The following is a 20728-nucleotide window of genomic DNA, read 5'->3' on the forward strand; positions in this document are numbered from 1 at the left end:
CCGTGGGCGGCGGCACCCGGGTCAGGGGTAGAAGCGGAAGACCGGCTGCAGGACGCAGGCGGGCTTGTCCCCGTTCTCGATCTCGACGACGAGGTCGGGCGTGACCTGGACGCCGCCCGCGACCTCGGTCACCTCCGCGAGCGTCCCCGACAGCCGGATGCGCGCGCCGGCGGGGACGGGGGCGGGGAACCGGACCTTGTTCAGCCCGTAGTTCACCTTGGTCGTGACGCCGGTGACGTCCAGCAGCTCCGTCCACAGCGGGATGACCAGCGACAGGGTCAGGTACCCGTGGGCGATCGGGCCGCCGAACGGGCCGTCCTTCGCCCGCTCGGGGTCGACGTGGATCCACTGGTGGTCGTCCGTGGCGTCGGCGAAGGTGTTGATGCGGGCCTGGTCCACCTCCAGCCACCGGCTGGTGCCGAGCGAGCCGCCGGCCAGGCTCTTCAGGTCCTCGAACGCGACCGTCGTGCTCATGCCTGCTCCTTCTTCTCCGCATCGCCGAGGCGCAGGGCCCGGACGGCGTTGTCCTTGAGGATCTTGGGCTTGACGTGCGGTTTGATCTTCAGCTCGTCGAAGTCGGCCCGCCACCGGTCCGGCGTGATGACCGGGTAGTCGGAGCCGAACAGCACCTTGTCCTGCAGGAGGCTGTTGGCGTACCGGACGAGCTGCGGCGGGAAGTACTTCGGCGACCAGCCGGACAGGTCGATGTAGACGTTCGGCTTGTGCGTGGCGACGGCGAGGGCCTCGTCCTGCCAGGGGAACGACGGGTGCGCCAGGATGATCGTCAGGTCGGGGAGTTCGACGGCGACGTCGTCCAGCAGCATCGGGTTCGACAGGCCGAGCCGGATGCCCCCGCCGCCCGGCATGCCCGCGCCGATGCCCGTCTGCCCGGTGTGGAACAGGGCCGGGACGCCGTGCTCGGCGGCGACCTCCAGCAGCGGGTACGCGCTGCGGTCGTTGGGCGCGAAGTCCTGCAGGGACGGGTGGAACTTGATGCCCCGGACGCCGCGTTCCTCGATGAGGCGGCGGAACGTCCGCGCGCCGGCGCGTCCCTTGGCGGGGTCGATGCTGGCGAACGGGATCAGGACGTCGGGATGCTCGGCCGCGGCGTCCGCGATCTCCTCGTTCGACAGCGCCGGATGGCCGGTGGCGTTCTCGATGTCGACGGTGAACACGACGGCCGCCGTGCGCCGCTCGCGGTAGTAGGCCGCGATCTCGTGGACGTCGGGCGTGTGGTGCCCCGCGCCGAAGTACTTCGCGGACGCTTCGAGGTACTCCTCCGGCAGCGACAGGTGGCCGTGCCGGTCGGTCTCGACGTGGACGTGCACGTCGATGGCCTCCAGGGCGTCCAGGTCGAATCCGGCGGCAGGGCCGAGGCCGGTCACCGGGACGGCTCCGGCTCCGGCGCCTCGGGGAGGTTCTCTCCCACGCTCTGCTCGTGCTCGGCGAACACCGTCGGCCAGGCGGCGGCGATGTCGCCGGCGCTCCAGCCGCCGTCCCGGTAGGCGGCGACGGCCTGGGTGGGGTGCGTCCACAGCGACAGCCGGTCGCCGCCGACGCCGACGGCCTGCCCGGTGATGCCGGACGCGGCGTCGGAGGCGAGGAACGCGACGAGCCCGGCGGCGTCCTCCGGTGTCCCGAAGGCCAGGGCGCGGCGGGCGAACGGCGGCATCTCCCGTCCCTGCCGCATCTCCTCCACGAACGGGGCGAGCGCGGGGATCGTCTCGGTCATCGCGGTCGCCGCGACGGGGACGACCGCGTTGACGGTGACGTTCGCGCGGGCCAGCTCCATCGCCCAGGTGCGGACGAACCCGATGATCCCGGCCTTGGCCGCCGAGTAGTTGGTCTGGCCGAAGTTGCCGCGCTGCCCGGCCGGGGAGCCGACCAGGATGAGCCGGCCGCCCTCGCCCTGCTCGCGGAACCGCACCGCCGCCGCGCGGGCGCAGGTGAACGTCCCCTTGAGGTGGACCTGCACGACGGTGTCGAAGTCGTCGTCGGTCATCTTCCACAGCACCCGGTCGCGCAGGACACCGGCGTTGGTGACCATCACGTCGAGCCGCCCGAACTCGTCCACGGCCCGTCCGACCAGGCCCTCGGCGGCCTCGGACGTGCCGACCGCGGCGACGTGCGCGACGGCCCGCCCTCCCGAGTCGCCGATCTGCTTCGCCGCGGCCTCGGCGGTGGCCGCGTCCGCGTCGTTGACCACCACGGCCGCACCCGCTCGGGCGAGCTCCCCGGCGTAGGCGAGGCCGAGGCCTCGCCCGCCGCCGGTGACCACCGCCACCTTCCCGTTCAGATCCATTGCCACCCTTCCTGGTCCGGTCGTCCCCCGTGGCCTAGAAATTAGATTCAAAGTTGTCGTGCGTCAAGAATTAATCGAATAACCTGGGTCACAGCGATGTCGCGCGCGGTCATGGTGTGATGGCTGCCGGCGCGCCCGCGCAGGGCCCGGACCACCGCTGACGCACGACCACCAGAACGACGAGAGGACGGGGCATGACCGCCGAGCAGGACGCGTCCCAGAACCCGCGGCCGCGCCCGCGCGCCCCGCAGCAGCTGCTGTTCAGCTTCCTCGGCTCGGTCGTCCTCGACCGCGGCTATCCGCCGATCAGCTCCCGGGTCTTCCTGCACCTGCTCGACGATCTCGGGGTCGCGGAGGCGGCGGGCCGCGCCACCCTCGCCCGGATGACGCGCAAAGGCCTGCTCACCCGGGTCCGGGAAGGACGCACCGCCCGGTTCTTCCTCAGCCCGTGGGCGGAGGACCTGCTCCGCGAGGCCAAGCCCCGGGTCGACTCGCCGACGCCGTTCACCCACCCGAACGGGGAATGGACGCTGCTCAGCTACTCCATGCCGGAGAGCCGCCGCGACCTGCGCCACCAGATCCGCGCCCGGCTGATCTGGGCCGGCTTCGGCGGCCTGCGCGACGGGCTGTGGATCGCACCCGGCCGCGTCGACATCGCCGCCGTCTTCGAAGGCCCCGAGTTCGCCGAGCTGGCAGAACTGGCCGACGGGTTCTACTCCGTGCCGGTGGAGGGCACCGACGTGCCGAAGCTCCTGCACCGGGCGTGGGACGTGGACGCCATCCGCGCCGAGCACGAGTCGTTCCTCGCGACCTGGACGCCGGACCGCCGGCAGGCGGGCCGTCCCCTGACCCGCCTCACCCTCCTCGGCGCCGACTGGCTGCAGCTGCTGCGCACCGACCCCGGCCTGCCCGCCGAGCACCTCCCCGGCGACTGGCCCGCCGCGAGGTCCGCCGCCCTCTACAGGGAACGGTTCGACGCGCTCGAACCGGACGCGACCGACCAGCTGCGCAAACTCCTGGACGCCGACGCCGGCCGCCGCTGACCGTCCCACCCCGGCCCGACGCGAACCGGTCCGGTGCCGACGGGACGGCTCCACCGTGCGGCCCCCCGCGTCGCGCGGGCTGAACCCGGGCGGCGGCGAGGACGTACCTCTGGCGACGAGCACCACCCGGCCCCGGCCTCCCGGCCTCCGGGACCCACCGACGAAACGGTCGGACGCCGCACCCGGCCGAGCGGACGTCCCCGCACGCGAGGAGCACCTTTCGTGTCATCGGACTCGATCGATCCGAGCATGCTGCGCAAGAACGCGCACAGCCCGTCCTTCTTCGCCCTCCAGCGGGCCTCGTCGGGACGGCAGGACCTGGTCGACTTCTGCATCCCCTGCAACCCGTACTTCCCGACGCCCGGGATGTTCTCCCAGCTCGCGGGCGCGATGGAGCAGATCCTGAAGTACTACCCGAGCGACGCCGACACGATCGCCGCCGAGCTGTGCGCGGTGCTCGGGCACAACCCGCAGACGGTGGTGATGGGCAACGGGTCGACGGAGCTGATCACCTGGATCGACCATCTGCTGGTCCGCGAGAGCCTCGCCACGCCGATCCCGACCTTCGGGCGCTGGACGGACCAGCCGCTGGAGACCGGCAAGCGCGTCGACATGTTCCAGCTCCACGAGATGCGCGGCTTCGAGTTCGACGTCGACGCGTTCGTGCACTTCGTCCGCACGCGCGGGTCGCGGGTCGCCGTCATCTGCAACCCCAACAACCCCGACGGCGGCTACGTCCCGCGCCGCGAGGTCGTCCGGCTGCTGGACCTGCTGATCGACCTGGACCTGGTCGTCGTGGACGAGTCGTTCCTGGACTTCGTGGACGCCGAGCCGCACACCAGCGTCGCCGACGAGGCCCGCATCCGGCCCAACGCGGTCGTCCTGAAGAGCCTCGGCAAGAACTTCGGCCTGCACGGCATCAGGTTCGGCTACATGGTCGCGAACCCGGCGCTGGCGCAGATGGTCCGGTCGGCGCTGCCGAAATGGAACCTCAACTCCTTCGCCGAGGTCGTGGTGTTCCTGCTCCGCGAGCACGGCGCGGAGTACCGGGAGAGCCTGCGGCTGCTGGCCCGCGACCGGATGATGATGGCGCAGCAGCTCGCGGCGCTGCCGGGGCTGAAGGTCTTCCCGTCCCAGGGCAACTTCATCATGGTCAAGCTGCCGGACGGCAGGGACGGCGTCGCGCTGCGCGACCACCTCATCGCCCACCACGGCGTGTTCGTCCGCGAGTGCGGCAACAAGCTGGGGTCGACGAGCCAGTTCGTGCGGCTCGTCGTCCGGCCGCAGCAGGACGTGCAGCGGCTGCTGATCGGCCTCGGCTCCTACCTCTACGGCGCCGCCTCGGAGGCGCCCCCGGACAACGTCGTGTCGCCCGGGCACGGCTGGGGCGAGACCGCGCGGCCGGGCGGCGAGCAGGACGCGCCGGGCGCGGGCCGCTTCGCCGAACCGCACCATCCGGAGCCCGTCCCGCATGAGGATTTCCGGGCGGCCATTTAAGGAATGGCCGAAAACGGAGAAGTCGATTAAGTCCATCGGGTGATCTAGCCGGAGGTACCGGCCGCGTCCTACGTTGGCAGCGTTGCCATTCGCACGCGCCCGTTCACGGCGCGTTCCGACCCGACCTCCGGAGAGGATCCAATGGAGAATCCGCACGTCATCGACCCCACCGGCGGCGACGTCCAGGGGGAGGCCGCGAAATTGCGGGAAAGGGGCACGGTGACGCCCGTGGAACTCCCCGGCGGCGTGGCCGCGTGGGCCGTGACCGGTCAGGAACAGCTCAAGCAGCTGCTCGCCGATCCGATGGTGTCGAAGAACCCGAACCTGCACTGGACCAAATGGATCGACGGCGAGATCCCGCCGGACTGGCCGCTGTCGCTGTGGGTGTCGGTGCAGAACATGTTCACCGCCTACGGCGACGACCACCGGCGGCTGCGCACCATCATCTCCCGGGCGTTCACCCCGCGGCGCACCGAGGCCCTCCGGCCCGACGTCGAGCAGATCACCCGCGACCTGGTGGACCGGCTGGCGGCGTCCCCGGGAGGGCGGGCAGATCTGCGCGAGGAGTTCGCCTACCCGCTGCCGATCGAGGTGATCTGCCGGCTGTTCGGCCTTCCGGACGAGACGCGCCCGAACCTGCGCCGCTGCGTCGACGGCATCTTCAACACGGCGCTGACCGCCGAGGAGTCCCTCGCCAACCAGCGGGAGATGTACGCCATCCTGCAGGACTTCGTCGAGTACCGGCGCCGCGAGCCCGCCGACGACCTGGCCGGCGTGCTGATCTCCACGCGGGACGACGAGGGCTCGCGGCTCAGCGAGGCGGAACTGGTCGACACGCTGATCCTGATGATCTCCGCCGGTCACGAGACCACGGTGAACCTGCTCGACCAGGCGATCGTGGCGCTGCTGACGCACCCCGGGCAGTACGCCCGGGTCCGGTCCGGCGAGGTGCCGTGGGACGAGGTGATCGAGGAGACGCTGCGCTGGCAGGCGCCCGTCGCCAACCTGCCGCTGCGCTACGCCGTGGACGACATCGACGTCGGCGGCGTGACGATCCGCAAGGGCGAGGCGATCCTCGCGGCGTACGCCGCGGCGGGACGCGACCGCGCCCTGCACGGCGCGGACGCCGACCTGTTCGACCTCGACCGCGCCGACAAGGAGCACGTCTCGTTCGGGTACGGCGTGCACTTCTGCGTCGGGAAGCATCTCGCACGGATGGAGGCCGAGATCTCCCTCCCGGCGCTATTCGGGCGCTTCCCCGATATGTCCCTCGCCGTCGATCCGGCCGAACTGCGTCCGGTGGAATCGTTCATCTCCAACGGCCACCGCGAACTTCCCGTCAACCTGAATTCCTGATCCCGGCGCCGTCTTTCCGGAGTTCCGGAGTTCCGGCGTCCAGTTCTCCCTTCCGTTTCCCCGGCCGTCAGCATGAAAGGCCGGGGAAACGGCGGGTGCAATGCGGTATTGCGCGACTTCTGTTCGCCGGCCGCCGGATTCTCAGGTGTCGCGGCGGGCGCGGGCCCGGCGTTTGCCCTCGTGCATGGCCTGGACCCGGGCGATCGGGATGGTGTGGCCCTCCTCGATCAGGTCGGACGGCAGCCGCTGCGGGGGCGGCATCAGGTCGGACCAGGGATCGCGGTCGGCCACGAGGGCGGCGGCGTTCCGGATGGTGAAGTCGGCCGGGGCGACCCGGTCGAGGTCGTCCCACGGGACGGGGAACGAGACCGTCGTGCCGGGACGGATCCGCGGGCTGTAGGCGGCGACGACGGTCGCGCCGCCGGCGCGGGTCGAGTCGAGGAACACCTTGCCGCCGCGGTCCTCGCGGATGAAGGCCGTCGTGGCGAGGGCCGGGTCCAGGCGCTCGGCACGCGCCGCGAGGGCGCGGGTGGCGGCGGCCACGTCGTCGGCGCGGGCCTCCCCGTCCAGGGGCACGAACACGTGGACGCCCTTCGCGCCGCTGGTCTTGACCGCTCCCCGCAGGCCGGAGTCGTCCATCGCCCGCCGCACCAGGTGCGCGGCGGCGACCGCGGTGCCGAACGCGTCCGCTGCGGGCGGGTCGAGGTCCATGACGAGGTGGGTCGGCCTGTCCCAGGCGTCGCCGCGGAAGAGCGGCGGGTGGTATTCGACGGCACGCTGGTTGGCGAACCACAGCAGGGTGCGGCGGTCGTCGCACAGCGCATAGGACACCTCGCGCCGGGACGTCTCCGCCCACACCTTCACCGTCCGCACCCAGGACGGCGTGTACTTGGGGACGTTCTTCTGCATGAAGGGCTTCTGGCCGCGCAGCACGCGCTTGACCGACAGCGGACGGCCGGCGAGCTGCGGGATGATGCGCCCGGCGACGGCGTCCAGATAGTCGACCAGGTCGCGCTTGGTGGCGTCCGCCCCCTCGAACAGGGGCTGATCGAGGTTCGTCAGCCGGACCCCGTCGCGTTCCTCATCGGCGCTCACATGCCCAGCTTCGCACGCGGCACCGACAAGGCGGCGGCGGCCGGGCCTCGGGTAGCGTCGGAGGCATGTACGTTCCGGCACACTTCTCCGCGGACGACGCCGAGGTCGCGGAGCTGCTGGCCGGCTGCGACGCGGCCGACCTCGTCACGAACACGCCGCGGGGGCTCCTCGCGACGTTCCTGCCCGTCCTGTACGACCCCGCGGTGGGTGAGCACGGGGCGATCCTGGCGCACGTGGCGCGCAACAACGACCAGTGGCGCGAGCCCGCGTCCGGGGAGTCGCTGTTCATCGTGCACGGGCCGGACGCCTACGTGTCGCCGTCCTGGTACGCGTCCAAGGCCGAGCACGGGCGGGTGGTGCCGACGTGGAACTACCTCACCGCGCACGTCTACGGCCGCCTCGTCGTCCATGACGACCCGGCATGGGTCGAATCGATGGTCCGCCGCCTCACCGACCGGCACGAACACGGCCGCGACCCCTCGTGGTCGGTGGACGACGCCCCTGCGGCCTTCGTCGCGGGGCAGCTGCGCGCCATCGTCGGTCTCGAACTGGTCATCAGCCGGGTCGAGGCCAAGGCGAAGATGAGCCAGAACCGTCCCGGGGCCGACCGGGCCGGCGTGGTCGAGGGCTACCGGGCGCAGGGCGACGCCACGATGGCCGAGGCGGTGCGCAAGGCGTCGCGGTAGGGCACGCTTGGGACGGTGAACGCTCATGTGACGAGTCCCGTGCTCGTCGGGCGCGTCCAGGAGTCGGCCGCGCTCGACGACGCCTTCCGCGCCGCCCGGAACGGGGCGCCGTCGGCGGTCCTCCTCGGCGGTGAGGCCGGTGTGGGCAAGACCCGGCTGGTCGGCGAGTTCGCCGGCCGGGCCCGGGCGGAGGGGGCGCGGTTCCTCGTCGGCGGCTGCCTGGAGCTCGGCACCGAGGGACTGCCGTTCGCGCCGTTCACGGCGGCGCTGCGCGGGCTCGTCCGCGAGATCGGCGTGGACGGGGTCCGGGAGATGCTCCCGGACGGCGCCGGCGCGGAACTCGGGCGGCTGCTGCCCGACTTCGGCGAGGCCGACGCGGACTCGTTCACCGGCGAGGCCAGGGCCCGCCTGTTCGAGCTGGTCCTCACGCTGCTGGAACGGCTCGCCGCGTCCGCCCCGGTCGTGCTGGTCATCGAGGACGCGCACTGGGCCGACACCTCGACCCGCGACCTGCTCACGTTCCTCGTCCGCAACCTCGGCGCGGACGCCGCCCTGCTGATCGTCACCACGTACCGGACGGACGAGCTGCACCGGACGCATCCGCTGCGCCCGCTGCTCACCGAGCTGGAACGGGTGGAGCGGGTGCGCCGCGTCCCCGTGGCGCGGCTCGGCCGGGACGAGGTCGCCGAGATGGTCCGGGACGTCCTCGGCGAGCGGTGGACGGCCCGGGCCGCGGCGGACGTCTTCGCCCGCAGCGAGGGGAACCCGCTGTTCGTGGAGGCCCTGCTCGGCTCGCGCGACGACGCCGCGCTGCCGGAGTCCCTGCGCGACCTGCTGCTCGGCGCGGTCCGGCGGCTGCCGGAGGAGACCCAGGAGATCCTGCGGGTCGCCGCGGGCGGCGGGGCGCGGATCGAGCACGAGCTGCTCGCCGCGGTCGCCGGCATCGACGAGCGGGTGCTGACCCGCGGCCTGCGCCCGGCCGTCGCGGCCAACACGCTGGTCGTGGACGGCGACGGGTACGCGTTCCGGCACGCGCTGATCCGCGAGGCCGTGCACGACGACCTGCTGCCCGGCGAGCGGGCGCGGCTGCACGTCCGGTACGCGGAGGTGCTGGAGGCGCGTCCCGAGCTGATGCCGGCGCGGCAGCGTGCGGTCACGCTCGCCCACCACTGGTTCGCGGCGCACGACGTCGGGCGCGCCCTGGCCGCCGCGTGGCGGGCCGCCCGCGAGACGCGCAAGGCCCTCGCCTACGCCGAGTCGCTCCGGATGGCGTCCCGCGTGCTGGAGCTGTGGGACCGCGTCCCGGACGCGGCGGACCGCACCGGCGTCCCGCACGCCGAGGTCATCGAGGCGGCCGTCACGCTCGCGGACCTCGCGGGTGAGACCGACACCGGGATCAGGCTGGCCACGGCCGGGCTCGAAGAGACCCGCGACGACCCCGTCCGGGCCGCCCGCCTCTACGAGCGGCGCGGCCTGATGGGCATGCGGCTCGGCCGGGACGACGCCATCGAGGACCTCCGCGAGGCGGCGCGGGTGGCCCCCGCCGACCCGCCGAACCGGACCCGCGCCCGCGTCCTGGCGACGCTCGCGTACCAGGTCCAGGCCCTGCACGGCATGCGGGAGGAGTCGCGCGCCGCCGCCGAGGAGGCGCTGGCCGTCGCGCGCGACGTGGGGGACGTCCCGGTGGAGCTCCACCTGGAGCTCCGGTTCAGCTGGGACGCGCTGTTCCGCGACGACGATCCGGAGATGTTCCTCGCGCGGGTCGATCAGGCCGCCCGCCGGGCCCACGAGGTCCGCGCGTTCGAGCCGCTGCTGCGCGCGCTCACCAACCGGGCCGACGTTCTGGAGATGTACGGGCGGTCCGCGGAGGCCGCGGAGGTCGCCGCGCTCGGCGTGGCGAAGGCCGACGAGTACGGGCTCGGCAGGACCGCCGGGACCTTCCTGGCCATCAACACCGCCGAGCCGCTGATCTCGCTCGGCCGCTGGGACGAGGCGCTCACCGTGATCGACCGGGCCTTCGCGCAGGACCCGCCGGCCCTGTTCCAGGGCAGCCTGAACTTCCTCATGGGCGGCATCGCGGTGGAGCGCGGCGACCTCGACGGGGCGGAGCGGGCGGCGAAGGCGGCGCGCACCCGGATCGCGCACGGCGCCGCCCGGCGCGCCCAGGACCTCTTCCCGGTCTGCCGCCTCGACGCGCTGATCGCTCTCGGGCGCGGCCGCCCGGCGCAGGCGCTGGAGGCGCTCGGTCCCGTCCTCGCCGACCTCGGCCTGCCGGACGACTCCCGCTACGCGCTGCCGGGGCTCGTGGTCGCGGCGACCGCCTGCGCGGACCTCGGGGACACCGGCCCCCTCGCCGCGGTCCGCGCCCGCGCCGCCGGGATCCGGATCTACGGGCCCGTCCAGGAGGCGCACCGGCTGTCCCTGCTCGCCGAGTCGGCCCGCGCCGAGGGCGTCCTCGACCGGGACGCGTGGGAGGCGGCGGCGAAGGCGTGGGACGCGCTGGACCGGCCCCAGCCGCTCGCATGGGCGCTGACCCGGGCGGCCAAGGCCACCGCCGGCGTGGACCGGGACGCCGCCGCGTCCCTGCTGCGCCGCGCCGCCGGCCTCGCCGGCGAGCTCGGCGCCGTCCCGCTCCGCGAGCACATCGGCCTGCTGGCCCGCCGCGCCCGGCTCGCCCTCGGCGACGGTGAGGCCCCGTCCCGTCCCGGCCTCGGCCTGACTCCGCGCGAGGCCGAGGTGCTGCGCCTGGTCGCCGAGGGCCGCAGCAACCGCGACATCGCCGGGGCCCTGTTCATCTCCGCCAAGACCGCCAGCGTCCACGTCTCGAACATCCTGGCCAAGCTCGGCGTCTCCACCCGCACCGAGGCCGCCGCCACCGCCCACCGCCTGCGGCTGTTCGAGTGACAGGTGCTCGCGTGACCCGCGTCCGCTTCTCGTGACAAGGTCAGGCGCGGGTCACGAAGCGGTAGTCGGACCTGTCGAGGGCTTTCGTGCGGCGGCGGTAGGCCAGCATCGATCCCGGCCAGTTGCTCGCGTTGCGCCGGCCCTCCTGGAGGTACCAGCTGTCGCAGCCGCCGGCGTTCCAGACGGTCCCGTCGAGGCGCCGCTGGAGGCGCTCGTCGAACTCGGTGAGCACGCCCTCACGGACGTCCATGTACAGCACCGCCGGATCGCGCAGCGCGCGGGCGGCCTGCACGATGTAGGCGATCTGGCTTTCCAGCATGTGCACCACCGACCCGGATCCCACGTTGGTGTTCGGGCCGTACATGAGGAAGAAGTTCGGGAACCCGGCGACGGCCATGCCCAGGTAGGCGCGCGGCCCGTCCCGCCATGCGTCGTTCAGGTCCCGGCCGTCCAGCCCCTCGACGCGCATGGGCGCGACGAAGTCGTGCGAACGGAAGCCCGTGCCCAGGATGATGGTGTCGGCCGGGTGGGTCTCGCCGTCGGCGGTGACGACGCCGTCGGACGTGACCTTGGCGACGGCGCTGGTGACGACGTCCACGTGGGGCAGGTTGAGCGTCCGGTAGTAGTCGCTGGAGACCAGGACGCGCTTGCAGCCCAGCTCGTAGCCCGGCGTGAGGCGTTCGCGCAGCGCCCGGTCGCGCACCGACCACAGCGTGGTGCGGCACAGCGCCCGCACGTGCGCCGACAGGATCCGGCGGCCGCGCGGTGAGATCAGCATCGGGTTCAGCAGGGCCTCGAACCACAGGAACACGCCGAGCCTCGACAGCCGCTGCAGCACCGGGAGGCGGCGGTTGAGCCGGTTGCGGGCCCGCGGGTAGCGCCGGTCCCACTTCCAGCCGACCCACTGCGGCTCGCGCTGGAAGACGCTCAGTTTCGCCGCCTTCGGCGCGATCCGCGGGACGAACTGGACGGCGCTCGCCCCGTTGCCGATGACCGCCACGTTCCGTCCCGCGAGGTCGTGAGCGTGGTCCCAGCGAGCCGAGTGGAAGACGGTGCCGTCGAAGGTGTCCAGGCCCGCGATGTCGGGAATGGACGGGTCGCTGAGCTGCCCGCACGCCGACACCAGGACGTCCGCGGTGTGGACCTCTCCCCCGGCCGTCCGGATGTTCCACCGCCCGGCCTCGGCGTCGAACACGGCTCCGGTGATCTCGGCGCCGAACCTGATGTGCTCCGTCACGCCGTACTTGCCCGCGCACCGGCGCAGGTAGTCGAGGATCTCCGGCTGCGGCGCGAACCGCCGCGACCAGTCGGGCTTGGGTTCGAACGAGTACGAGTACAGGTGCGACGGCGCGTCGCAGGCCGCGCCCGGGTAGGTGTTCTCCCGCCACACGCCGCCGAGGTCGCCGGCCCGCTCGAACACGGTGAGCGCGGTGAAGCCCGCGCGCTTCAGCGCGATGGCGAGCCCGAGCCCGCTGAACCCGCTCCCCACGATGGCGATCGACGGCCCGCCCTCGTCCTCGCCGCGTCCTGTCACTGGCCGGGTCCTTTCACTGACACGGTTCACCGACACGATCCGCTCGTCGGCACGGCCCAGCCTAAGCCTTAATTGGCGCTCCGCCAATAGACTCCCGCCGACAGGCCCTGCCGTTCTGCAGGAAGGGGCCGGTCTGGGAAGTGGACTTCAGCGGGAAGTGATCGTCAGCGGCGAGCGACCGTCAGCGGGGAGTGATCGTCAGCGGGGAGCGGCGGCCGTCAGCGGGGAGTGGCCGTCAGCGGGGGCGCCAGGGGGATTCCGGGGCGGTGGGGCGGGCATCGGCCGCCACCTGGAGGGCGTAGGTCGGGGACGCGGCGCCGTCGAGCGGGCCGAGGTAGGTGTGCCCGGTCAGGTGACACCAGGCGGGGAGGTCGATGGGGGCGGCCGGGTCACGGGCGATCAGGTGGATGACGGTGCCGGGGACGAGGCCCGCGATGCGGCCGCGCAGTTCCAGCAGGAGGCGCACGCAGGAGCGGTCGCCTCCGTCGATGACCACTGGGTCCGAGCCCATACCGTCTCCCCCGGTTCCGCTGCCCGCGAAGCTAGCAGGCCACAGGGTGAAATATAGAGCTTTGCCATGACAAGGACGGCGGTCACACCCCGGCCCGGCGTGAACCCGCGCGGGGGCGGCGGGGCCCGGAATCATCAGCGTCCTGTTCGCCTCCCGTCAGGAAAAGTTCAGGGAGGCGAACGAGTCTGGAAGGGGCGCGGATCGTCCGCGGGCCGGCTCGGCCACGTCCGCCGCGGCACGCGCGGGCGGACTCCCGAAGGGGGACAAATCAGGATCAATCCACGATGAACGGGATCGTCGGCGATATGGGTGATCGCCGCCCTAGACTTGACTGTTTCTTTCAGGTTCCGTCCAGCTTTGGGGCTTACAGTCGCAGTGAAGTACCCCCCGTTGTCATCCAGGTGAGGGAACCGACTTTGGGGCGAACCATGGATCTCGGTGTGGCGCGAGTGGAGATCACGCAGACCTGCGGAACGCTGACGTTCCCGGACGAGGTGGACCTGAGCAACGGCGAGGCGATCCTCGAGCAGGCCGAGAGGCTCCTCGCGTCCGGAACGCCGGCACTGATCCTCGATCTGACCCCCTGCACGTTCTGCGACTCCAACGGGCTGAACGTGATCACGCGCTCCCAGATGCGGGCGACCGAGCTGGGCATCCCGATGTGGGTGGTGCTGCCGCCGCGCGGCATCGTCCGCCGGGTCTCGGACGTGGCGGGCCTGCAGCGCCGGGTCGCCATCGCGCCGGACGTGGCGACCGCCCGCGAGGCGCTGGCGGCGGCCCGCCACTGAGGCGGGGGCGCCGCCGAGGCTCAGCGCTCCAGGACGCGGCCGATCCACTCGTCGGAGACGCCGAGCAGCAGGTGCCCCGCGCCGAGGATGCTCGCGTCGCGGCCCGCACGGGACGTGGCGATCTCCAGGTTGCGGGTGGCGAGCGGCAGGCAGCGCTCGTAGATGACGCCCCGGATCGTCGCGACGAGGGGTTCGGCGCCCGACATGCTGCCGCCGATGACCAGCGCGTCGGGGTTGAAGAAGTTCACGAGTGCGGTGAGCACGTCCCCGATCAGGCGGCCGGCGCCGCGCACCGCCGCGGTGGCCTGCGGGACGCCGTCGGTGACCAGGTCGACGATCTGGGACGGGCCGTCCACCGCGATGCCGTGCGCGGCGAGGGACGCGGCCAGGGCGGCGCCGCTGGCGTGGGCCTCCAGGCAGTCGGGATGACCGCAGGAGCAGTCGACGGTGGCCTCGGACAGGATCCGGACGTGGCTGATGTCGCCGGCGGCGCCGCGCCCCCGGTGCAGGCGGCCGTCCACGATGACGCCGCAGCCGATGCCGCTGCCGAGCTTGATCACCATCACGTTGTCGAGGGACGGCCAGGAGTGCCGGTGCTCGCCGACGGCCATGAGGTTCGCGTCGTTCTCGACCAGGACGGGGACGCCGGTGTGCCCGGCGACGAAGTCGCGTACGGGGAAGTCGTTCCAGCCGGGCATCCGGGACGGTGAGACGACCTGGCCGGTGGCCGGGTCGACCGGGCCCGGCAGCCCGAGGCCGATGCCGCGGACGGGGACCTCGCGCAGGCCGTGGTCGGCGGCGAGGGCGTGGAGGCGGTCGATGACCGCGGTCAGCGTCTTGTCGGGGCCCGCCGCGATGTCGCACGCGAAGTCGGCGAGCGCGAGGGGCGCGCCGGCGAGGTCGGCGACGGCGAGCCGGGCGTGGTGCGCGCCGAGGTCGGCGACGAGGAACACCCCCGCCTCGCGGGCGAGCCGGAGGCGGCGGGGCCGCCGGCCCCCGCGCGAGGCCCCGGCGCCCTCCTCGGCGAACAGCCCGGCCTCGATGAGCTGCTCCACGCGCAGCGAGACGCTGGAGGCGGCGAGGCCCGAAAGCCGGGCGAGCTCGGCCCGCGACTCCGCCCGGCCGGTCGCCACCAGCCGCACGAGTGCCGCCGGTCCGTCGTCTCTGCTGTTGCGCACCCCAGATAGATAGCATGCGCGAACTTGGTACAGCAACACGTTGACTTACGTTAATTTGACGTTCTATCGTCCCCATTGGCTTCGATATCGAAGGAAGTTAGATCGTAGGTGACCAAATGATCGAGGTTCGCGGCCTCACCAAGCGCTTCGGCGACCACTACGCGCTGCGCGACGTCGACCTCGACGTCGCACGCGGCGAGGTCGTCGTGGTGATCGGGCCGTCCGGGTCCGGCAAGTCCACGCTCTGCCGCTGCCTCAACCGGCTGGAGACACCGGACGGGGGCGTGATCCGCATCGACGGCGAGGAGCTGCCCGCCGAGGGACGCGCCCTCGCCCGCCTGCGCGCGGACGTCGGCATGGTGTTCCAGTCGTTCAACCTGTTCCAGCACAAGACCGTCCTGCAGAACATGACGCTGGCGCCGACGCGGGTGCGCGGGACCTCGCGCGCCGAGGCGGAGAAGCGCGCGCATGAGCTGCTCGACCGCGTCGGCATCGGCGAGCAGGCCGGAAAGCTCCCCGCGCAACTGTCCGGCGGCCAGCAGCAGCGCGCCGCGATCGCCCGCGCGCTCGCCATGCGGCCGAAGGCGATGCTGTTCGACGAGCCGACCTCCGCGCTCGACCCCGAGATGGTCGGCGAGGTCCTGGACGTCATGACCGGCCTGGCCCGCGACGGCATGACGATGGTCGTCGTCACCCACGAGATGGGATTCGCCCGCAAGGTCGCCGACCGGGTCGTGTTCATGGCGGACGGCGAGGTCGTCGAGACCGGCACGCCGTCCGCCTTCTTCGACTCCCCCTCCGGCGACCGGGCCCGGGACTTCCTGGCCAAGGTCCTCAGCCACTAGCACGATCCCCCCGGCGCGCCGGCGTGGCGCGCCGCCCGAGAAAGGTAATGAACATGGTGCGTACTCCTGCGGGGATGCGGCGGGCGGCGGTGGCCGCGGTCGCGGCGCTGTCGCTGACCGGACTCGCGGCCTGCTCCGGCGGCGACTCCGAGACGGCCGTGCCCGGCGCCGGCGGCGGGAACACCGACGACCTGGTGGCCGCGGCGCCGGTCGCCTCCGGCATCCCGGCCGGCTCCACCATGGAGAAGATCAAGAAGCGCGGGGAGCTGATCGTTGGCGGCTCGCTGGACGCGCCGCTGCTGTCCCAGCAGAACCCGGCGACGAAGAAGGTCGAGGGCCTGGACGCCGACTTCGGGCGGCTGCTGGCCAAGTACATCATCGGCGAGCCCAAGGTGAAGATCGTCAACTCGGCGTCGGAGACCCGGGAGGCGCTGCTGTCCAACGGCACCGTGGACGTGGTCTTCCAGACCTACAGCATCACCCCGGAACGCGCCGAGCAGGTCGCCTTCGCCGGCCCGTACTACAGCTCGGGCCTGGTCATCGCCACCAAGAAGGACGAGACGGGCATCAAGACCCCTGCCGACCTGAAGGGCAAGACGGTCATCGCGGGCGCCAACACCCCGGCCATTCCCGCGATCAAGAAGGCCGCCCCGGACGCGAAGATCGTCACGTTCGGCAGCGACCCCGAGTGCGTCCAGGCGCTCAAGCAGGGCCGCGGCGACGCCTACGTCCAGGACCAGGCCGTGCTGCTCGCCACCGCCGAGCAGGACCCGTCCATCAAGATCCAGGGCGAGCCGTTCACCCAGGACCCGTACGGCATCGGGCTCAAGCACGGCGACACGCAGATGAAGCAGTTCGTCAACGACTGGCTCAGGAAGATCCAGGAGTCCGGCCTGTGGGCGAAGGTCTGGAAGAACTCGGTCGGGACGGTCGTGGAGGGCGACGCCCCGCAGCCGCCCGCGATCGGGTCCGCGCCGGGCTCGGAGTGAGCGTGATCCCGGAGTGAGAGAGAGCCCCGCCCTGCCATGAACGTCATCACCGACCACCTCGGCGAGTTCGGCGACGGCCTGCTGCTGACCGTCGGGCTGACGCTGCTGGCCCTCGCCGGCGCGCTCGCGGCCGGGATCGCCGTCGCCGCGATGCGGGTGAGCCCGGTACGGGTGCTGCGCGCCGCGGGGATGGCCTACGTCGAGGTGCTGCAGAACATCCCGCTGCTGGTCTGGCTGGTGATCGCGGTGTTCGGGCTGCCCGAGATCGGGGTGATCGCCGGGCTGTTCACCACCTCTGCCGTCGTCATCGCGCTCTACCAGGGCGCGTACATGGCCGAGGCGATCCGATCGGGGATCAACGCGGTTCCGGCGGGGCAGGGGGAGGCGGCCCGGGCGCTCGGGCTCACGTTCACCCAGTCGCTGCGGCTGGTCGTCCTCCCGCAGGCGCTGCGGACGGTCGTCCAGCCGCTCGGCAACATCGCGATCATGACGCTGATGAACACCGCGCTGGCGGCGGCGGTCGGCGTGGTGGAGCTGACCGCCGCCGCGAACCGGGTCAACCTGGCCGAGGCGCAGCCGATCTGGGTCTTCGTGACGGCGGGCCTGGCCTACATGGCGCTGTCGGGGGTGTTCGGGCTGGTGACCGGCGGCCTGGAACGGAAGCTGGCGATCCTGCGATGAGCTCTCCACGGCTTCTCTTCGACGAGCCCGGGCCGCGCGCCCGGCGCCGCATCCGGATCACGACGGCGCTGACCGTGCTGGCCGGCGCCGTCCTCGTCGCCCTCGCGCTGCGGCAGTTCGCCGACAACGGCCAGCTCGCCGCCGACCGGTGGCGCCCGTACGGGACGTGGCCGATGTGGCGGTACCTGCTGGAGGGCCTGCGCTCCACGCTCTACGCGGCGGTCGTGTCGATCGCGCTGTCCATGGCGGCGGGCATCGTGCTGGCGCTCGGACGGCTGTCGCCGTCGCGGTGGCTGCGCGTCCCGTCCGCCGCGTACGTCGAGATCGTCCGGACGATTCCGGCGCTGCTGCTCGTCTACGTCGTGCTGTTCGCGCTGCCGAGGTACGGCGTCGACCTGCCGCTGTTCTGGAAGCTGGTCGTGCCGCTGTCGGTGTCCAACGCCGCCGCGTTCGCGGAGATCTTCCGGGCCGGGATCCGGTCGGTGGAGCGCGGCCAGCTGGAGGCGGGCCTCGCGCTCGGGCTGACGCGGGGGCGGGCGATGCGGCTGATCGTGCTGCCGCAGGCGGCGCGGCGCGTCCTGCCGTCGCTGGTCAGCCAGTCCGCCGGGCTGCTGAAGGACACCTCGCTCGGGTTCGTCGTCAGCTACGCCGAGCTGCTCTACAGCGGCAAGGTGCTGGCGAACTACAACCACCTGCTCATCCAGACCTACCTGGTGATCGCGCTGATCTACCTGGTGATCAACGCGTCGCTGGCCAAGCTGGCGCGGACGCTGGAGGCGCGGCAGCGGACCCGTCCGTCCCGCGCCGTCCGCGAGGCCGTCCCCGCCGCGAAACCCTGAGGAAAGTGATGTACGAAGTTCTGGCCGAGGTCGTCCGGAACGGGTTCGTCGAGAGCCGCCACTACGGCAGCGTCGCCGGGCTCGCCCCGGACGGCGCCCTCGCCTACGCGCGCGGCCGCACGGCGGAGACCGTCCTGCCGCGCTCCACGACCAAGCCGTTCCAGGCGCTCGCCTGCCTGAAGGCCGGGGCGCCGCTGGACGGCGAACGCCTCGCGATCGCCGCGGGCAGCCACACCGGCGAGGACTTCCACGTCAAGACGGTGGAGGCGATCCTCTCCGACGCGGGCCTCGGCGTGGACGCCCTGCAGTGCCCGCCGGCCTGGCCCGAGGACGAGCCGACCAAGGCCGCGCTCATCCGGGCGGGCGAGGGCGAGTCGCGGGTGCGGATGAACTGTTCCGGCAAGCACGCCGCCATGCTCGCCGCGTGCGCCGCGAACGGGTGGCCGCTCGGCACCTACCTCGACCCCGGGCATCCGCTGCAGGCGGCGGTCAGGCGGGTCATGGCCGACTGCGCCGGCGAGGAACCGTCGCCGGTCGTCGTGGACGGCTGCGGCGCTCCCCTCTTCGGCCTCACCCTGACCGGCCTCGCACGGGCCGCGCGTTCCCTCGTCCTGTCCGGGGACGCCCGCCCCGTCGCGGACGCCATGCGCGCCCACCCCGAGTACGTCGGCGGGACGGGACACGCCAACACCGAGTTCATGCGGGCGCTGCCCGGCTCGGTCGCCAAGGGCGGCGCGGAGGGCGTGTTCGTCGCCGCCACCGCCGAAGGCCACGCCGTCGCGGTGAAGGTCGTCGACGGCGGCCCCCGCGCCACCACCGCCATCGCGCTGCGCGCGCTCGCCGCGCTCGGCGCCGACACCGCACCGGCCGCCCGGCTGGGCACCGTGCCCGTCCTCGGCGGCGGGCGCCCGGTCGGCGAGATCCGCACCACCGAAGACCGCACCACCGAGGAAGGACGTAAGTGAGCCTCACCTACGAGATCTGCATCGACAGCGTCGAGGGCGCCACCGCCGCCGAGCGGGCGGGCGCCGACCGCGTCGAGTTGTGCGCGGCGCTGTTCGAGGGAGGGCTCACCCCGACCCTGGGCACGGTCCGCGCCGCGCTCGCCGCCGTGTCGACGATCAAGGTGAACGTCATCGTCCGCCCGCGCGGCGGCGACTTCATCTTCGACGAGCACGAGGTCGCGGCCATGGAGCACGATGTGGCCCTCGTCCGCGACGCGGGCGCGCACGGGGTCGTGATCGGCGCGCTCACCCCCGGCGGCGAGGTCGACCGTCCCGTCACCGAGCGGCTCATCGCGGCGGCGGGCGGGCTTCCCGTCACCTTCCACCGCGCCTTCGACATGGCCGCCGACCCGTTCGCCACGCTGGACGTCCTCGCCGGACTCGGCATCGACCGGGTGCTCACGTCCGGGCAGGACGTGACCGCGCTGGAGGGCGCGCCGCTGATCGCCGAGCTGGTGAAGCACGCCGGGGACCGGATCATCGTCATGCCCGGGGGCGGCATCACCGACCGCAACGTCGCCCGCGTCGCCGGCGCGACCGGCGCCCGGGAGATCCACTTCGCCGCGCTCAGCGAGGTGCCGAGCCCGGCCGTCCACCGCAACCCGTACCCGTTCATGGGCGGTGAGCTGCGCCAGCCGGAGTACCGGCGGCTCGTCACGACCGCCGCCGGCATCACCTCGGTGATCCGCGCGGCCCGTTAGCCGGGCCGGCGAATCCCGGCACACGATCTCTTTGCATGATCTTGTCGTGACGGTGATGGCGGGAAGTTGCGGACGGGGCATGGATGCCTAGGACCAATTCCCACGGACATCGCCGACGGGCGGGAGCGGCACACATGCAGGTGAAGCTGGAGGCGGAGCTCGGCCGCATTCCGATTCTGGACGTGGCGCCGGTGGTGGGGTGCGGCCGGTGGCCGGCCAAGGCGGTGGCGGGTGAGACGGTCGAGGTGTCGGCGACGGTGTTCCGCGAGGGGCACGAGATGCTGGGCGCGGCGGTGGTGTTGCGGACGCCGGACGGCGAGGAGCTGCCGGGCCGGCGGATGAGCGAGGTCGGTCAGGGGCTGGACCGGTGGTCGGCTCGGGTGACGCCGACCGAGACGGGGTCGTGGTCGTTCCGGGTGGAGGCGTGGGGCGATCCGATCGCGCACTGGTGGCATGACGCGCAGATCAAGGTGCCGCGCGGCCAGGACGTCGAACTCATGCTCGCCGAAGGCGTGGCGTTGTTCATGCGCGCCGCGCGGGAGGTCCCGGCGAAGGACCGGCGCACGCTCGCCCGCCTGGCCCGGCTCCTGTCGGACGAGGACGTGGACGCGCTCGAACGCCTCGCCGCCGCCGAAGACCCGGACGTCGAGGACGTGCTGGTGCGGTACCCGCTGCGCGACCTGCTGACCGTCAGCGACTGGTACCCGCTGGCCGTGCACCGGCAGCGGGCCCTGTACGGCGCCTGGTACGAGTTCTTCCCCCGCTCCGAAGGCGC

The 20728-nt window shown here is 72.7% G+C and carries 20 protein-coding genes; 13 read left to right on the forward strand and 7 right to left on the reverse strand.

Features of this window, described 5'->3' with window-relative positions; genetic code table 11:
* Positions 1 to 21: 21 nt before the first annotated feature.
* The 3 genes from AB0C35_RS29120 to AB0C35_RS29130 are packed head-to-tail and all read right to left on the reverse strand — an operon-like array spanning position 22 to position 2302.
* Positions 22 to 474 carry a MaoC family dehydratase gene (locus AB0C35_RS29120; RefSeq protein ID WP_358462449.1) on the reverse strand — a complete coding sequence of 151 codons (453 nt, stop codon included), beginning with the start codon at positions 472 to 474 and terminating at the stop codon, positions 22 to 24.
* Positions 471 to 1385, reverse strand: coding sequence for an amidohydrolase family protein (locus AB0C35_RS29125; protein ID WP_358462452.1), 915 nt, complete (start codon positions 1383 to 1385; stop codon positions 471 to 473). Before AB0C35_RS29125 ends, AB0C35_RS29120 begins: the two co-directional genes overlap by 4 nt.
* Complete coding sequence (locus tag AB0C35_RS29130) at positions 1382 to 2302, reverse strand: SDR family NAD(P)-dependent oxidoreductase (protein WP_358462455.1); 921 nt, start codon at positions 2300 to 2302, stop codon at positions 1382 to 1384. Before AB0C35_RS29130 ends, AB0C35_RS29125 begins: the two co-directional genes overlap by 4 nt.
* A 194-nt stretch (positions 2303 to 2496) precedes the next feature.
* Between AB0C35_RS29130 and AB0C35_RS29135 the strand changes: the two genes are divergently transcribed.
* The 3 genes from AB0C35_RS29135 (at position 2497) to AB0C35_RS29145 (ending at position 6198) form a co-directional block, all read left to right on the forward strand.
* Positions 2497 to 3345: a PaaX family transcriptional regulator C-terminal domain-containing protein gene (locus AB0C35_RS29135; protein WP_358462458.1), complete on the forward strand. Its 849-nt coding sequence runs from the start codon at positions 2497 to 2499 to the stop codon at positions 3343 to 3345.
* 222 nt (positions 3346 to 3567) lie between these two features.
* Entirely contained in the window at positions 3568 to 4842 is a 1275-nt protein-coding gene (locus tag AB0C35_RS29140; protein WP_358462461.1) for a histidinol-phosphate transaminase, read from the forward strand.
* A 141-nt stretch (positions 4843 to 4983) separates the two neighbouring features.
* On the forward strand, positions 4984 to 6198 hold the full coding sequence (locus tag AB0C35_RS29145) for a cytochrome P450 (protein ID WP_358462464.1): 1215 nt from the start codon (positions 4984 to 4986) through the stop codon (positions 6196 to 6198).
* Positions 6199 to 6339: 141 nt separating this feature from the next.
* Here the strand turns inward: AB0C35_RS29145 and AB0C35_RS29150 are convergent, their stop codons facing one another.
* A complete protein-coding gene (locus AB0C35_RS29150; RefSeq protein ID WP_358462467.1) occupies positions 6340 to 7293 on the reverse strand; it encodes an ATP-dependent DNA ligase in 954 nt (317 codons plus the stop codon).
* Positions 7294 to 7358: 65 nt separating this feature from the next.
* Here AB0C35_RS29150 and AB0C35_RS29155 point away from each other — a divergent pair, with 65 nt between their 5' ends.
* Positions 7359 to 7979 (forward strand): FMN-binding negative transcriptional regulator, encoded by a 621-nt coding sequence (locus AB0C35_RS29155; protein ID WP_358462470.1) that lies wholly within the window; start codon positions 7359 to 7361, stop codon positions 7977 to 7979.
* A 15-nt stretch (positions 7980 to 7994) separates the two neighbouring features.
* Entirely contained in the window at positions 7995 to 10883 is a 2889-nt protein-coding gene (locus AB0C35_RS29160; RefSeq protein WP_358462473.1) for an AAA family ATPase, read from the forward strand.
* A 40-nt stretch (positions 10884 to 10923) separates the two neighbouring features.
* Here the strand turns inward: AB0C35_RS29160 and AB0C35_RS29165 are convergent, their stop codons facing one another.
* Together AB0C35_RS29165 and AB0C35_RS29170 are read right to left on the reverse strand one after the other, a co-directional pair.
* Entirely contained in the window at positions 10924 to 12417 is a 1494-nt protein-coding gene (locus AB0C35_RS29165) for an NAD(P)/FAD-dependent oxidoreductase (protein ID WP_358462476.1), read from the reverse strand.
* Between the two features lie 235 nt (positions 12418 to 12652).
* Positions 12653 to 12928, reverse strand: coding sequence for a sulfurtransferase TusA family protein (locus AB0C35_RS29170; RefSeq protein WP_358462479.1), 276 nt, complete (start codon positions 12926 to 12928; stop codon positions 12653 to 12655).
* Positions 12929 to 13356: 428 nt separating this feature from the next.
* Between AB0C35_RS29170 and AB0C35_RS29175 the strand changes: the two genes are divergently transcribed.
* Positions 13357 to 13716 carry an STAS domain-containing protein gene (locus tag AB0C35_RS29175; protein ID WP_358462482.1) on the forward strand — a complete coding sequence of 120 codons (360 nt, stop codon included), beginning with the start codon at positions 13357 to 13359 and terminating at the stop codon, positions 13714 to 13716.
* Positions 13717 to 13736: 20 nt separating this feature from the next.
* On the opposite strand, the gene AB0C35_RS29180 is transcribed toward AB0C35_RS29175, so the two are convergent.
* Complete coding sequence (locus tag AB0C35_RS29180) at positions 13737 to 14894, reverse strand: ROK family protein (protein ID WP_358462485.1); 1158 nt, start codon at positions 14892 to 14894, stop codon at positions 13737 to 13739.
* A gap of 116 nt (positions 14895 to 15010) precedes the next feature.
* Here AB0C35_RS29180 and AB0C35_RS29185 point away from each other — a divergent pair, with 116 nt between their 5' ends.
* The 7 genes from AB0C35_RS29185 to AB0C35_RS29215 all read left to right on the forward strand — a co-directional run.
* Positions 15011 to 15739, forward strand: coding sequence for an amino acid ABC transporter ATP-binding protein (locus AB0C35_RS29185; RefSeq protein ID WP_358462488.1), 729 nt, complete (start codon positions 15011 to 15013; stop codon positions 15737 to 15739).
* A gap of 53 nt (positions 15740 to 15792) precedes the next feature.
* A complete protein-coding gene (locus AB0C35_RS29190) occupies positions 15793 to 16728 on the forward strand; it encodes a glutamate ABC transporter substrate-binding protein (RefSeq protein ID WP_358462491.1) in 936 nt (311 codons plus the stop codon).
* A gap of 36 nt (positions 16729 to 16764) precedes the next feature.
* On the forward strand, positions 16765 to 17409 hold the full coding sequence (locus AB0C35_RS29195; protein WP_358462494.1) for an amino acid ABC transporter permease: 645 nt from the start codon (positions 16765 to 16767) through the stop codon (positions 17407 to 17409).
* The gene (locus AB0C35_RS29200; RefSeq protein WP_358462496.1) at positions 17406 to 18248 is read left to right on the forward strand and encodes an amino acid ABC transporter permease; all 843 of its coding nucleotides are present in this window, start codon (positions 17406 to 17408) and stop codon (positions 18246 to 18248) included. The genes AB0C35_RS29195 and AB0C35_RS29200 overlap by 4 nt, the downstream gene beginning before the upstream one ends.
* 8 nt (positions 18249 to 18256) lie before the next feature.
* A complete protein-coding gene (locus tag AB0C35_RS29205; RefSeq protein WP_358462498.1) occupies positions 18257 to 19213 on the forward strand; it encodes an asparaginase in 957 nt (318 codons plus the stop codon).
* Positions 19210 to 19953 (forward strand): copper homeostasis protein CutC, encoded by a 744-nt coding sequence (locus AB0C35_RS29210; protein ID WP_358462501.1) that lies wholly within the window; start codon positions 19210 to 19212, stop codon positions 19951 to 19953. The genes AB0C35_RS29205 and AB0C35_RS29210 overlap by 4 nt, the downstream gene beginning before the upstream one ends.
* Positions 19954 to 20087: 134 nt before the next feature.
* A partial coding sequence (locus AB0C35_RS29215) for a maltotransferase domain-containing protein (protein ID WP_358462504.1) occupies positions 20088 to 20728 on the forward strand: 641 nt, incomplete at its 3' end.

The sequence above is a fragment of the Spirillospora sp. NPDC048819 genome, from assembly GCF_040650055.1.
Classification (GTDB): domain Bacteria; phylum Actinomycetota; class Actinomycetes; order Streptosporangiales; family Streptosporangiaceae; genus Spirillospora.

Excerpts from the sequence above, each read along its gene's own strand:
- AB0C35_RS29120 (WP_358462449.1), bottom strand. The coding sequence starts at position 474 with ATGAGCACGACGGTCGCGTTCGAGGACCTGAAGAGCCTGGCCGGCGGC.
- AB0C35_RS29130 (WP_358462455.1), bottom strand. The coding sequence starts at position 2,302 with ATGGATCTGAACGGGAAGGTGGCGGTGGTCACCGGCGGCGGGCGAGGC.
- AB0C35_RS29135 (WP_358462458.1), top strand. The coding sequence starts at position 2,497 with ATGACCGCCGAGCAGGACGCGTCCCAGAACCCGCGGCCGCGCCCGCGC.
- AB0C35_RS29145 (WP_358462464.1), top strand. The coding sequence starts at position 4,984 with ATGGAGAATCCGCACGTCATCGACCCCACCGGCGGCGACGTCCAGGGG.
- AB0C35_RS29155 (WP_358462470.1), top strand. The coding sequence starts at position 7,359 with ATGTACGTTCCGGCACACTTCTCCGCGGACGACGCCGAGGTCGCGGAG.
- AB0C35_RS29170 (WP_358462479.1), bottom strand. The coding sequence starts at position 12,928 with ATGGGCTCGGACCCAGTGGTCATCGACGGAGGCGACCGCTCCTGCGTG.
- AB0C35_RS29175 (WP_358462482.1), top strand. The coding sequence starts at position 13,357 with ATGGATCTCGGTGTGGCGCGAGTGGAGATCACGCAGACCTGCGGAACG.
- AB0C35_RS29185 (WP_358462488.1), top strand. The coding sequence starts at position 15,011 with ATGATCGAGGTTCGCGGCCTCACCAAGCGCTTCGGCGACCACTACGCG.
- AB0C35_RS29190 (WP_358462491.1), top strand. The coding sequence starts at position 15,793 with ATGGTGCGTACTCCTGCGGGGATGCGGCGGGCGGCGGTGGCCGCGGTC.
- AB0C35_RS29195 (WP_358462494.1), top strand. The coding sequence starts at position 16,765 with ATGAACGTCATCACCGACCACCTCGGCGAGTTCGGCGACGGCCTGCTG.
- AB0C35_RS29200 (WP_358462496.1), top strand. The coding sequence starts at position 17,406 with ATGAGCTCTCCACGGCTTCTCTTCGACGAGCCCGGGCCGCGCGCCCGG.
- AB0C35_RS29205 (WP_358462498.1), top strand. The coding sequence starts at position 18,257 with ATGTACGAAGTTCTGGCCGAGGTCGTCCGGAACGGGTTCGTCGAGAGC.